We start from the raw sequence: 12,529 nt of genomic DNA, 5'->3' as shown, positions 1-12,529 counted from the left end.
AGTGTAGATCTCTTCAGGTGTACCTGCTTGGACGATCTCGCCTTTGTTCATCAAGAAGATACGGTCAGACATGATCATCGCTTCTTCTTGATCGTGAGTCACAAAGATCGTGGTCAGGTTCATCTCTTTTTGAATATCTCGGATCTGCTGACGCAAATGCTTACGGATCTTCGCATCCAGCGCTGAAAGCGGTTCATCCAACAACAGAATACGCGGCTTGACCACCAAGGCTCTTGCCAAAGCCACACGCTGCCGCTGACCACCTGATAACTGATGCGGGTAGAATTTCTCTTTGCCCGTTAAATCCACCAGCCCAATCACTTTGACGACTTCGCGCTTAATCTCGTCAGCAGCAAGCTTTTTCATCTTAAGACCAAACGCAATGTTGCCTTCAACCGTCATGTTCGGGAACAACGCATAAGATTGAAACACCATGCCGATGCCACGCTCTTGCGGTACTTGATGAGTAATCTCCTCACCATTCACCCAAATCTCGCCACCATCGACCGGATTCAAACCCGCCAAGCTGCGCAACAGGGTTGATTTACCGCAGCCACTTGGGCCAAGCAGCGTGATGAACTCCCCCTTCTCAATGGAGAATTCAATGTCTTCAAACACTGTGTTGTCACCAAAGCGCTTGGTGAGGTTTTTTGCATTTACATAGCTCATTATTTTGTTCCCTGGCTGAAACGACTTGCCAACCAAGTCAGTAAGAAAATAAACAGGAAGTACGTCATAACAAGGGCTGACGTGAAGTGGCCACTGGTTTGACGCATATTGTACAGGTAGATTTGCAGTGTCTCGTAGCGTGTTCCTACCAAGATGTTGGCAAACACGAACTCGCCCAATAGGAACGAGAACGACAAGAACAGCGACGCCATTAAGCCTTTCTTAAGGTTTGGCAAAATAATCAATAAGAACGCCTTGGTGGTGCTTGCGCCAAGCAGGTGAGCTGCGTCCATCAAGTCGTGCAAGTTAATCGCTTCAAAGCTGTTGGCAATCGCGCGGTACATGAATGGCAACGCGATGGTGAAGTAGGTACCAATCAAAATCCACGGCGTGCCTATCAGTGAAATTTCACTATCAGCATACAGTTGAAGCAAGCCCACCGATGACACCACAGGCGGCACGGCGAACGGCAATAAGATCAGGATATTCATTACTTTGTCGAGTTTCGGGAAGTAGTAAAACACCACGAAAATCGCAGGCAGAACCAACACCACACTCAATGACAGCGCCGCCACGCAGATAAACAGTGAACGGCCAAAGGCTTGCAAGAAGCGAGGATCCGTCAGCAGGTTGATGTACCAATCCAGAGTAAAACCGTCGGGCAGGATCGTCGCGCCCCAACGTGAAGAGATCGAGTAGATGAAGGTCGCCAAGATCGGGATCATCATGATGCCAACAATCGAATAGACAACCGTTTTATGAAAGCGAGTATTTACGGTGTTCATTACTTTCTCTTCCCTGCGTAGCTTTTGCTGATCAGCCATTGGTTAATCACAGTGATGAAGGCCAGCATCGCCATCAAAATCACGGAAATTGCAGCGGCTAGGTTGGGTTCAAGGAACAAGTCGCCCGATACCAAGCTCGCGATTCGAATCGTAATCACGTTGTAGTTGCCCGACGTTAACGCATACACGCTCGCGTAGGCGCCAATCGCATTGGCAATCAAGATGATAAAGGTTCCAAACAAGGCAGGAGACAGCACTGGCAGCGCGATTTTGGTCCAGTATTGCCAAGTTTTCGCACCAAGCAGTGCTGAGGCTGCTTGCCAGTCGTCACTCAAGGCATCGAACGCTGGATACAGCAACAACACCGCTAATGGGATCTGGAAGTAGATGTAAATCGCCAGCAAGCCCCACTTGCCGTACAAGTCAAAATCTCCCAGTAAACCATACTGCTTGAGCAATAAGGTGATCGCCCCATTGGTGCCCAAGATAATGATGAATGCGAACGACAAAGGCACACCAGAGAAGTTGCTGCTCATGTTAGTGAAGGCAATCACCGCATCACGGATTTTAGAATCAACACGGCGCAATGAAGAGACCAACAGAGTAGCGATCGCTAAACCAACAATGCTCGACCAAATCGACAACCATAAACTGTTGCCAAAAGCCTGCATCATGAAGGCAGAATCGAATACTTCAGAATAGTTTTCTAGAGAGAGTTCGTCATCATAGAAGAAGCTGTTGATCAGCACCCAAACCATAGGTGCTAGTTGGAACAGATAGAAAAACAGGGCGAAAGGCGCAAGCCACAAAGCGGGCTTGAAGCGTTTGAACCAAGATTTGGTTTGGGGTTTAAACGCAGAGCCATCGCTCTGCGTGATTACAGAACTGCTCATAGGGCCAACAATTCCTGAGTGTAAGATTTATCGTGTTCAAGGTTGAGTAGCTGACACACGCTGCCGCAGATATCGGTCTGTTTCACTGAACACTCTTGGTGCGTGAACTTATCGCCAATCACAAAGAAAGGCACTTCACGTTCTTCAGGCAGAATGCCACCGTGAGACAAGTCATTGTTCATGCCATGGTCACTGGTAATGATCACCTGATAACCATCATTTACCCATTTCTCAAGGTAGTTCGACAGGTAGATATCCGCGCCACGTGCAGTATTGCGGTACTGGCGAGAATCCAACCCATGCTTGTGTCCAATATCGTCAATGTTCATTGGATGAATCAGCAAAAAATCAGGCTGATGAGTCACGCGCAGGTGCTCGGCATCCAAGAACAAGGCTTCATCTGGGTAGTGATCCCAGTGATAGAAACAGCCATGTTGAATGTTCATGGTCTCATCGTTGGTAAAGCGGTCACGCACAGCTTCAAATGGCGCTCGGTTATACAACTCGCTCACCCAATGATAGGCCGCGGCAGCCGTCACTTTACCTTGCGATTTAGCCAAGCTAAAGATCGACTCATGATTCGATAAACGCACGATTTGGTTGTTAACGATGCCACTCTCGACAGGGCGAACTCCCGTTAAAATGCACTCATACAGTGGGCGTGACATGGACGGCAATTCACACTGCATTGGGTAAAGTGTGGCGCGCAGCTTGTTTTTTTGCGTGCTTATGATTTGCGAAGTGCCCTGTTGGCTCAGAGGAACGCTGTGGTTACTGTTTTTCGAGTCACTAAGTTCTAGAAGACCGTTCAGGTAGCCCATGCAATCACGGGCTACCTGATAATTCAGTCCATCTAGAACAACAAGGATAACCTTATTGCTCATGGTCTATTCTCTATTGCTTGTTTCTATAAGCCACCTACTACAGGTAGCGTGTTAAGCGGGGGTTATTGCTGGTGAATCAATACGCTTTCTTGCCATTGACGCGGCAGGCGGCGTGCTGATTTTTCCCATGCTGAGAAGTCAGTTACTGGGTGAACGTTGCTGTATTGCTCGTTCGAGATCAGCTTGTCTTGCACTGATTTAGGCAGCGTAACGTTGCTACGGATTGGACGTGCGTAACCTTCTGCTAGGTTGATTTGGCCTTGGTCGCTGAAGATGTATTCACGAGCCAACTTCGCCGCATTCGGGTTTTGTGCGTATTTGTTGATGATGGTGGTGTAACCAGAGATCACTGAGCCATCTTGTGGAATGCTTACAGTAAAGCGCTCACGGTCGATCTTGTCGCGGTAGTTCAGTGCGTTGAAATCCCACATGATCGCGACTTCCACTTCGCCTTTTTCAAGGTTCGCAATGCTTGGATCTGTGTAAGATAGACGACCTTGCTTCGCTAGTTCACCAAAGAATTTAATCGCTGGTTTCAGGTTCGACTCGTCACCGCCATTAGCAAATGCTGCCGCTAAAATCGCGTTGTTTGCTTGCGCGGCTACACCTACGTCACCGACTGTTACTTTGTAGTCGCCTTCTAGTAGGTCACTCCAAGATTTTGGTGCATCTTCAACGAGGTTGTTGTTTGAAATGAACGAGATAGTACCTGTGTAAGCCAGAGCCCAGTGACCATCTTTGTCTTTCGCCCAGTCTGGAATGTCATTCCAAGTCGTTGGCTTGTATGGTTGCGTTACGTCTTTTTTCACAGCGACACGTGCAAATGCAAAACCAACGTCACCGATATCTGCGGTTGCGTTTCTTTTCTCTGCTTCAAATTTCGAGATCTCTTGTGCCGAGCTCATGTCCGTATCCTGATGCTTCAAACCGTAGTTTGCTTTCAGGTCAGTCCATGTGCCTTTCCAGTTTGCCCAACTGTCTGGCATACCCACACTGTAAACCGCACCCTCTTTTTGAGCGGCTTCAATCAGTGACTCAAGATCAGCATCCTTTGCCATCGCTGGCATTGAAAGTGTTGCCGTTATTAGCGTTGCGCCAATCAGTTTAGCTGGCGATACAGTTGAACGGCTAAGCAAAGTTTTCATTGTCTCTATCCCTCTGGACTAGGTCAGTAAGTTCGTTTTGTATGCTATCGCCAGAGTGTGACGCTTTCGCGCAACTTATTTGACAGTTAGGATGCATTTTCGTGGCAGTTATATTTCACTCATATGACAGTAAGCCTTTGTTTACTGTCACATTCCTGTTAACTCCATGGTTTACCTTATTAAGTACACGAACTTATGGACTAGATCAGCAATGAGAACATTGGGTACAGGGCAATCAGGGACACAGCTAGGCAGAATTAAGGCGAGCATTAGAGAACAGCTTCAATCAGGCATCTTCACCGAGGGGCAAAAACTGCCATCCGAAAGAGAGCTCAGCGAGCTGTTTTCCACCACACGAATCACGCTCAAAGATGCGCTGGTGTCTCTAGAAACTGAAGGCTTGATATACCGAGAGGAACGCCGAGGTTGGTATGTGTCGCCCGAACGGATTCGCTACAACCCATTGTCACGTTCTCACTTTCATCAAATGATTCGCGAACAACATCGTATTGCAGAAACAAGGCTGCTGAGCACCCGCACAGAGATGGCCGCAGGCGATTACGCCAAAGCATTAGAGATAGAACAGATCACGCCGATACACGTCATTGAGCGATTACGCTTTATTGATGGCAGAGCGGTACTCTTCGTTGAAAACGTCTTGAAAGCACCTCTGTTTGAAAAGGTATTATCAGAAAACCTCACCATGTCGTTGACAGGCATCTACCGAGAAAAATACGGCTACGAGACCCAACGCTCGCGCTTTGACGTGGTTCCTACCTCTGCCCCTGCACATGTCGCCAAGGCTCTGAATTTGGCTGAGGGTCAGCCTGTTCTTAAGATCTGTCGAGTGAATTACAAGCAAGACGGCGAGTTAATGGACTGCGAACTGGAATACTGGCGACCTGATTCTGTGGTGATCCATATTGATAGCATTGGGTAGCACGTAAGAAATGGGTTAGAAACTAGGAAACCAGCACAAACAAAAACTCCGACTGATTAGGTCGGAGTTTCGTTTTTAACGGTTACGTTTGATGAAGAACTAACTAAACAATCTTTTGCTCATCTTCTTCTTTGGTCGAATCGGTTTCCTTAGATAAAAAACTGGCAACAATCTCTCGCAACTTCCCTTGATTAACCGGCTTTGGTAAAAATTCATCCATACCCACATCAAAACACAAATGCTTGTCTCTCTGCACAACGTTAGCCGTCAACGCGACAATTGGAATATGCTTTGAAGAGCCCTCTTCGATTGCTCTGATCTGTTTCGTCGCTTCGAAGCCATCAAGAACGGGCATCTGGCAATCCATAAAGATCATCACATAGTCATTGGCCTTAAACTTCTCGACACCAATTTCCCCGTTGTCCGCGATATCAACCTCAAGCCCAAGCTTCTTAAGCATCATCTTAGCCACTTGTTGATTCACTCTTGAATCTTCAACCACCAACACTTTGCCGCTAAAAGAGGCGGTGACCGCCGCAGGTTTTGGATCTTCTTTTAAAGCTGTTTTCTCAGGCTCTGCTGGTTTAGCAACAGCCGCAGATTGGGTTGTTGGCACAGGCTCATTGTCTTTGAACGCCACCTCGCCTCGATTTGGGTAGGTGAAGGTCGAAGTATCCGCCGCTCTCGCTAACACCTCACTGATGGTCCATTTAAGCTGATTATCTTGATATGGACGAGCAATGTAGGCGACAAAGCCGACTTGCTTGGCTCGGACTTCATCCTGCTTTCTTGGGTCAGCAGAGATCATCACTAGCTTAGGACAATCTTTCTCAAAGCGTTCAAGCAAACTTCTGGCTAACTGGAAACCATCAATCGATGGCATCACCTTATCTATCAGTACTAAATCATAAGGCATCGATTGAGCAATGGAGTCAGCCACCAGCTCTAATGCTCTAGAACCGGTCTCACAGCATTCCGATGTCACTCCAAAGGACTGCAGTTGCGTCGAAGTAATCCGCATGTTGAGTTGGCTATCATCCACTAATAGCACTGAGATCTTATTGAAGTCGATACGGCTCTCTTCCACTTCCAAACACGGATCAAAATCAGCGGTGAAATAGAATGTACTGCCCTGCCCTTGCACACTAGTGAGCTCAAGCTTGCTGCCCATTAAGGTAACGATTTTGTCGCATATCGTTAAACCAAGCCCAGTACCGCCATAGATACGAGTTGTGCTGCCGTCGGCTTGTTGGAACTTATCAAACACCGATTGTTGTTTGTCTTCCGCAATACCAATGCCGCTATCTTTCACCTCGAATCTGACTCTCAGCTTCTGCTCAGGTTCTGTGATTTCTTCCAAGCGAAGTGAAAGCGTGACATGGCCATGCTCAGTAAACTTGATGGCGTTGCCGACTAGATTATTCAGAACCTGTCTTAATTGGGTGCCATCGCCGATCACCATGGTTGGAATCTTAGGATCAATGGCCAGTTGGAATCTGAGCCCTTTTTGTTCGGCTTTCACTCTGAAGGTCGACTCAACATCAGCAGCAATGCCCATCATTTTCATCGGCTCTTGCTGAAGTTCAAGCCTGCCCGCTTCAATCTTCGAGTAATCGAGAATGTCATTAATCAGATCAAGCAGCGTCAACGAAGAGGTATTGAGCATGTCGACATACTCTTTTTGCTCTTTCGGCATGTCCATTTCAGAAAGCAGAGACGATAACCCGATGATGCCGTTCATTGGAGTACGGATCTCGTGACTCATATTGGCAAGGAATTCACTCTTGTTGCGGTTGGCTACCTCTGCGGTGTTTTTGGCTTTTTCCAATTCTTGGTATTGTTGGCGAATGCGTTCAATAGACTGGTTATAGCTCGACTCTAGCGTCGAAATCTCATCTTGATAGGTACATTCAGTTGGAGTAAGAAAACGTGGCTTGTTGTCTTCCACTTGTTGCTGGTTAATTTGAGAAGACATGATCATCAAGCGTTTAACGACTAAACGATAGACGATCGTTAGACACACCAGAGAGAGCAAGAAGATTTTCACGGCTTCAAAAGCGAGTAACAACAGAACTCGCTCTTCGAAATCATCGAGGATAATACTTAAATCAGCTTGCACCGTTAATGTGGCAAGGGGGTAATCTTTACCTCCCATTTGGTGCACCATTTCCCAAGATTGGGAGTATGACTGACCGGAGGTTGCTTGACCCAGTTCTAGAATTTTTTCATCGGGGCTTTCTATGAGTAGATAACTCACAGAGGGTAAACGGGAGATGCCTTCAGCTTGCACGAACAGTTGAGTTCGGTCTTCCACCCACAAGCTCGCCGTTAAACCGGAGAGGTATCCCGCTTTAACCTGTTCGATCTGAGAACTGATAAAAGAAACTCGACTTTGGTACTCCACATATAATCCCAGACCTGTCACTATAACTGTGAATAAGGTGCTGATTGCGATTATTGTCCCGATCAACTGTCGAGAGAGTCCAATATAGCGTTTTCCTTTTTTCACCATACACAAATTACCATTATTGTTATCCTAGCAAACTACAATTACTCAACTAGTATAATAGTAGTCATTCATCAAATAACTAGGGAAGGTTATGAAAAAACATCTTATCGTTGCATCCATAGTCAGTTTGTTTTCAAGCAGTTATGCTTCTGCAAGCGAACCTCTTCACTACTACATTATTGAGAGCCAAGCGCAACCTTTTCAGATCGAAACTGACGGGTCATCTCACAGAGGAATGGTTTCAGATATTGTGGAAGCGGTATTCGATGACAGCCAATATGAGATCAATTACCACACCTACCCTTTTAATCGAATGATCGACAAGCTTGATGCAAGGGAGAATCCAAACTGGGTAACCTACGGCAGCCCGAGCTGGGGAAATATCCAGTCGGTTAACCTGTCTAAAGATCCGATTTACAATGTAAAACACGTGTTACTCAGCAGCGGTAAAAAGCCGTTTGAGTTTAATACTATCGACGATTTAGACGGAAAAGCGGTGGTGTTGCTGGTGGGATTTGAGTATCCGAACCTAGAGCCTTACATCAAACAAGGTAAGCTCAACGAAATTCGAGTGAAAGATTACACGGCTGCGTTTCGTGTCCTGAACCGAGCACCTGGTGATACTGTGTTTGTTGAGATGGAATCACGAATCAAATATAACCTAAATGAGCAAAAGCTGAGTATTGATGACTACCAGATGCAAGAGTTTGGTTCTGTAATCAATAACTACCCTATCCATTTGGCGTTTGACCCTGAGATGGATCCTAAACTGCAAACCTTCATTAACCAACGTCTCGACCAAATGAAAGACGATGGACAGCTCAACGACATCGTACAGAGCTACTTATAACGACAGAGTCAGTTATAGCTTGATACCGTAGTTTGGCTCTCTTCGATAACCAAGCTACCTCTAAACCGAAAAGGCCACCCTGCTTAGTTTAATACTAAATAGCAGGGAGGCCTTTTTAATGCGAATAACCTAACGCTGATAGACCCGTTCTAATAACTGAACTCGAACAAACTAGTGCGAAGCAATCAAATGCCGTTGCTGAGTGCGAAGCTGGTGACGCACTGCCATCAGAATCTTACCCAAATGGTTCTCGCCGGTTCCATCGCCGCCATCGCCCCAGAAGTGGTCTTTATGCGAATGTTCTTTGATCACCGAATCTCCGGTATTGGTAAGAAACAACGCAAACTGTGGATTCTGTCTAAACTTCTCCGTCACAATGAACTGCATCACTTCAACACGAATGTCATACCAATCTTCACGTACTTGATCTTCATAATCACGACTCAACGAAAATGCTTCAGCAGGCGAACAGGCTTCCAAAATAGTATTGCGCAGTTCTTGAGAGGCGAACTTCATCGCTTGATAATAGTGTTCGCTGGTAGCCCATACTTGGTCATCGACCTTAATGGGGCAAGCCGCAAAATTTGAAAGGTATCCGTTTGGATCTTCAGGTTCATAAAACAGCACTTCTTTGGCTTGAGCCACAGAATTAGACATAGCCTTCTCCTTACCAACGACATCGCATATTTTTGCTTTAACTTTAAAATTAGTGGCGTTGCATATTGCTGTCAAACAACTAAGTTCAAGAGTAAGCCATCAGCGTGTTTTTAGCAGGAAAGAGAGGTATGAAGCGAGTTTTTATAAATTAAGAAGTGAATGAGATGTGGTTGTTTAAAAATACAGTTAAAGAAATAAAATCTATATAAATCAAAGGGTGGTATGTGACCACCCTTGAAATACAGTTGGAAATTTTAGTGAATCAAGCCAAGATCTCTCGCTTCTTCCAGACTAAAACCGCTTTCTCTAATTTCTCTTAGAGTCTCGATACGACGACGAGCTTCAGCAGACTTCATTTTCTTTTCTGGTTTGAAAGATACTTCTTCTTCAGCATCCCACTTGTTTGCAATATTTGTCATTTCGTCATGGTTGATAGAATTAATGGACATGTTTTCCTCCGAAAAGCACCATGTAATGGACAGCTAATCTGTAGCAAAAGCTAAATCACTTGTTAAGAAATTCTGTACTGAAATGTGATGATTCCGACGCTTCACAAAGCTAATTAATAAATGCCTCATTTAAACTTTGCCAAAGCCAATTTCTGCAATTACATTTACAAGATTCCCCACTAGAAATGTGGTTTGATCTAACTCTCATTTTCTCCTTTCTCAATCTTGCTTTTCCACTGAAATCTCATGAAATAACCCTAGATTAATTTCGAGGCACTTCATTCTTTTTGTGCTCACTGCTTTCACTAAATTCACTTCATGTTAATGATAATAGTTATCAATATCATAACTGAGTATTTAGTATGTCTAGTGAACATTCAGAGACACCGCTTCTCCAAGTGAAGAATTTATGTGTCGATTACATTACCGATAACGGAGATTTTAATGCCGTCAAATCGGTAAGCTTTAACATCAATCAAGGAGAGATTTTCGGTTTGGCCGGCGAATCAGGGTGCGGAAAGAGTACCATCGCGTTTGCCATTAACCGTTTACACAAGCCGCCCGCTTTCATCTCGGGTGGGAAGATCATATTCAACGGGCAAGATCTGCTCAGTTTATCCGATGACCACTTGAACACCTTGCGTTGGAGCGAAATCGCCATGGTTTTCCAAAGTGCGATGAACTCACTCAATCCCGTTCTTCCTATTCAAGAGCAATTCGCTGATGTTTTGCGTCACCACAAAGGGATGACAGACGAACAAGCCAAAGACCGCGCAGAGAAGCTCCTCGACCTTGTAAACATTCCTCGCAACCGTCTCACCGAATATCCACATCAGTTTAGCGGAGGGATGCGTCAACGCTTAGTGATAGCCATTGCGCTCGCCCTCAACCCCAAGTTGATCATCATGGACGAGCCGACAACAGCACTGGATGTGGTTGTACAACGCGAGATTCTGCAGCAAATACACCAACTCAGAGAAGAGTTTGGTTTCTCGATACTCTTCATCACCCACGACCTCGCACTAATGAGCCAATTATGTGATCGCATTGCCATCATGCGTCACGGTCAAATAGTTGAAGTTAATCAAGCGTATGAGATCCGTAACAACCCACAGCACTCCTACACCAAAAAACTTTGGAGTTCGTTCCCTAATATTCACCAACACGCTCACGCGACGGCATGCTAGGAGGCTCCATGACACAACCCATTATCCAAGTAAAAAACTTAGTCAAAGAGTTCACCGTGGGCGGTGGCTTTGGTAAAGAAGAAATATTTAGAGCACTGCATGGCGTGAGTTTCGATATCTATGCCGGAAAAACACTGGCTCTCGTTGGTGAATCTGGCTGCGGCAAAAGCACTTGTGCTCGATTGATGACCAAGGTCTACCCTGCTACCGAAGGGGAAATCCTATTCAACGGTAAAGACATCTCAACGCTCAACAGCCGAAAAGATATCTTGGATTACCGCAGTCGTGTACAGATGGTGTTTCAAGACCCATTCGGTTCGCTTAATCCAACTCACACCATAGAGCACCACTTAACGCGCCCACTTAAGATTCATAAGCAGGTCGCCAATAAAGCGGCTCTAGAAGAGCGCCTTAAAGAGTTACTCACGCTGGTGGAGTTACCCGTCGAAACTCTCGCGAAATACCCTCACGAGCTCAGTGGTGGCCAAAGACAACGGGTTAACCTAGCCAGAGCGCTTGCGGTTGGGGCTGAAGTCATTCTTGCCGATGAACCGACCTCAATGTTGGATGTATCGATAAGGCTTGGGGTGCTTAATCTCATGCAGAGAATGAAGAAAGAACTTGGCATCGGATTTTTGTACATTACTCATGATCTTGCGACTGCCCATTACATCGCCGAAGAAACGGCTGTGATGTACAAAGGCCAGATCGTCGAATGGGGATCAACCCAGTCGATCTTAACCAATCCGCAGCACCCATATACGAAACTGTTGATCTCAGCGGTACCGGATCCTGATCTGCCATTTGGCGAACTTGTCAAAAATGAACCAAACTATTCAGTAAACGCAGATCGTATTCGAGAACAGAGCAGTGAAATTCAGCATGAGATTAAGCAAGTTGCTGATAATCACTTTGTAAAACAGTGGGATAACGTTGCATGAATGAACTAGACACTTGGTTAGAGCGGATCGGAGATTGGTACAAAGACCGAAAGCATGATCAAGTGGAACGGTTAGAACCTTTGATCTTAACGCCTCCAGATGCACTCTGGGGGCCTTTGATCACGGATGAACAGAGCAAAGGCATCGCGTGTTGGTTGGATGGGTGCCTGAGAATATTTACTTTCTATCGAAACTCAATCGAAAACCCGCACCACCAAGAAAAGGCCTATCAATACCTGATGTTTGCTTACGGTAAGCTTCAGGTGGTGTCTTGTGACCCAAAAGCGGAACCCGGCTTACAAGAGTGGTGTACCAAGCGGGTACAAAACTTGTGTGTGCTGGCTTTGGAGTTTGCTAACCAACAACAAGAACCACGCTGGCAACAAGAATCGGAAAAGTTGATCGAATCACATGTGCGCTTTATGGCGAATCAACCCCAGAACGATGATCAAGGTAGCGTTAAGCATCAGCTACATTGATCAACCCTATCTCGATCAAACATCAAACATCAAACATCAAACATCAAACATCAAACATCAAACATCAAATCAGAGTCTCATCAAAGTTAGATCCGTAGAAAGTATGATCTCACCTTGATCATGCTTCGGAGTTAAACCATG

The 12,529-nt window shown here is 45.7% G+C and carries 13 protein-coding genes; 5 read left to right on the top strand and 8 right to left on the bottom strand.

What is annotated here, in order from left to right; all coding sequences use genetic code 11:
• From OW495_RS06315 to OW495_RS06295, 5 genes are all read right to left on the bottom strand, one after another.
• The coding region (locus tag OW495_RS06315; RefSeq protein WP_289885626.1) for an ABC transporter ATP-binding protein at window positions 1–669 on the bottom strand (669 nt) is incomplete at its 3' end.
• Window positions 669–1,454 carry an ABC transporter permease gene (locus tag OW495_RS06310; RefSeq protein ID WP_004732591.1) on the bottom strand — a complete coding sequence of 262 codons (786 nt, stop codon included), beginning with the start codon at window positions 1,452–1,454 and terminating at the stop codon, window positions 669–671. The genes OW495_RS06310 and OW495_RS06315, both read right to left, overlap by 1 nt.
• Window positions 1,454–2,347 carry an ABC transporter permease subunit gene (locus OW495_RS06305; RefSeq protein WP_102513418.1) on the bottom strand — a complete coding sequence of 298 codons (894 nt, stop codon included), beginning with the start codon at window positions 2,345–2,347 and terminating at the stop codon, window positions 1,454–1,456. The genes OW495_RS06310 and OW495_RS06305 overlap by 1 nt, the downstream gene beginning before the upstream one ends.
• Complete coding sequence (locus OW495_RS06300; RefSeq protein ID WP_102513417.1) at window positions 2,344–3,231, bottom strand: alkaline phosphatase family protein; 888 nt, start codon at window positions 3,229–3,231, stop codon at window positions 2,344–2,346. The genes OW495_RS06305 and OW495_RS06300 overlap by 4 nt, the downstream gene beginning before the upstream one ends.
• A 62-nt stretch (window positions 3,232–3,293) precedes the next feature.
• A complete protein-coding gene (locus tag OW495_RS06295) occupies window positions 3,294–4,376 on the bottom strand; it encodes an ABC transporter substrate-binding protein (protein ID WP_102513416.1) in 1,083 nt (360 codons plus the stop codon).
• 211 nt (window positions 4,377–4,587) lie between these two features.
• Here OW495_RS06295 and OW495_RS06290 point away from each other — a divergent pair, with 211 nt between their 5' ends.
• Window positions 4,588–5,316, top strand: a complete 729-nt coding sequence (locus OW495_RS06290) for a UTRA domain-containing protein (RefSeq protein WP_076667494.1) — start codon at window positions 4,588–4,590, stop codon at window positions 5,314–5,316.
• Window positions 5,317–5,419: 103 nt separating this feature from the next.
• On the opposite strand, the gene OW495_RS06285 is transcribed toward OW495_RS06290, so the two are convergent.
• Window positions 5,420–7,828 (bottom strand): response regulator, encoded by a 2,409-nt coding sequence (locus OW495_RS06285; RefSeq protein WP_102513415.1) that lies wholly within the window; start codon window positions 7,826–7,828, stop codon window positions 5,420–5,422.
• Between the two features lie 88 nt (window positions 7,829–7,916).
• On the opposite strand from OW495_RS06285, the gene OW495_RS06280 reads away from it, so the two are divergent.
• Window positions 7,917–8,675 (top strand): transporter substrate-binding domain-containing protein, encoded by a 759-nt coding sequence (locus tag OW495_RS06280; RefSeq protein ID WP_065111694.1) that lies wholly within the window; start codon window positions 7,917–7,919, stop codon window positions 8,673–8,675.
• Between the two features lie 171 nt (window positions 8,676–8,846).
• On the opposite strand, the gene OW495_RS06275 is transcribed toward OW495_RS06280, so the two are convergent.
• Both OW495_RS06275 and OW495_RS06270 read right to left on the bottom strand, forming a co-directional pair.
• Complete coding sequence (locus OW495_RS06275; protein ID WP_076667500.1) at window positions 8,847–9,407, bottom strand: NADAR family protein; 561 nt, start codon at window positions 9,405–9,407, stop codon at window positions 8,847–8,849.
• Between the two features lie 179 nt (window positions 9,408–9,586).
• On the bottom strand, window positions 9,587–9,781 hold the full coding sequence (locus OW495_RS06270; protein WP_017111270.1) for a hypothetical protein: 195 nt from the start codon (window positions 9,779–9,781) through the stop codon (window positions 9,587–9,589).
• A gap of 362 nt (window positions 9,782–10,143) precedes the next feature.
• Here OW495_RS06270 and OW495_RS06265 point away from each other — a divergent pair, with 362 nt between their 5' ends.
• The 3 genes from OW495_RS06265 to OW495_RS06255 are packed head-to-tail and all read left to right on the top strand — an operon-like array spanning window position 10,144 to window position 12,388.
• Window positions 10,144–10,968 (top strand): ABC transporter ATP-binding protein, encoded by an 825-nt coding sequence (locus OW495_RS06265; protein ID WP_017111269.1) that lies wholly within the window; start codon window positions 10,144–10,146, stop codon window positions 10,966–10,968.
• Between the two features lie 8 nt (window positions 10,969–10,976).
• On the top strand, window positions 10,977–11,909 hold the full coding sequence (locus OW495_RS06260) for an ATP-binding cassette domain-containing protein (protein ID WP_102351955.1): 933 nt from the start codon (window positions 10,977–10,979) through the stop codon (window positions 11,907–11,909).
• The gene (locus OW495_RS06255; RefSeq protein ID WP_289885624.1) at window positions 11,906–12,388 is read left to right on the top strand and encodes a transcriptional regulator; all 483 of its coding nucleotides are present in this window, start codon (window positions 11,906–11,908) and stop codon (window positions 12,386–12,388) included. The genes OW495_RS06260 and OW495_RS06255 overlap by 4 nt, the downstream gene beginning before the upstream one ends.
• The last annotated feature ends 141 nt before the right edge of the window (window positions 12,389–12,529 follow it).

Origin of the sequence: Vibrio sp. 14N.309.X.WAT.E.F5, assembly GCF_030397615.1 — a bacterium.
Lineage (GTDB): Bacteria > Pseudomonadota > Gammaproteobacteria > Enterobacterales > Vibrionaceae > Vibrio > Vibrio lentus.
The sequence above is the reverse complement of the archived record's forward strand: the minus strand, read 5'-3'. Positions and strand labels throughout refer to the sequence as shown.

Coding starts and splice junctions, on each gene's coding strand:
- OW495_RS06310 (WP_004732591.1), bottom strand. CDS start 1,454: ATGAACACCGTAAATACTCGCTTTCATAAAACGGTTGTCTATTCGATT.
- OW495_RS06305 (WP_102513418.1), bottom strand. CDS start 2,347: ATGAGCAGTTCTGTAATCACGCAGAGCGATGGCTCTGCGTTTAAACCC.
- OW495_RS06300 (WP_102513417.1), bottom strand. CDS start 3,231: ATGAGCAATAAGGTTATCCTTGTTGTTCTAGATGGACTGAATTATCAG.
- OW495_RS06295 (WP_102513416.1), bottom strand. CDS start 4,376: ATGAAAACTTTGCTTAGCCGTTCAACTGTATCGCCAGCTAAACTGATT.
- OW495_RS06290 (WP_076667494.1), top strand. CDS start 4,588: ATGAGAACATTGGGTACAGGGCAATCAGGGACACAGCTAGGCAGAATT.
- OW495_RS06285 (WP_102513415.1), bottom strand. CDS start 7,828: ATGGTGAAAAAAGGAAAACGCTATATTGGACTCTCTCGACAGTTGATC.
- OW495_RS06280 (WP_065111694.1), top strand. CDS start 7,917: ATGAAAAAACATCTTATCGTTGCATCCATAGTCAGTTTGTTTTCAAGC.
- OW495_RS06270 (WP_017111270.1), bottom strand. CDS start 9,781: ATGTCCATTAATTCTATCAACCATGACGAAATGACAAATATTGCAAAC.
- OW495_RS06265 (WP_017111269.1), top strand. CDS start 10,144: ATGTCTAGTGAACATTCAGAGACACCGCTTCTCCAAGTGAAGAATTTA.
- OW495_RS06260 (WP_102351955.1), top strand. CDS start 10,977: ATGACACAACCCATTATCCAAGTAAAAAACTTAGTCAAAGAGTTCACC.
- OW495_RS06255 (WP_289885624.1), top strand. CDS start 11,906: ATGAATGAACTAGACACTTGGTTAGAGCGGATCGGAGATTGGTACAAA.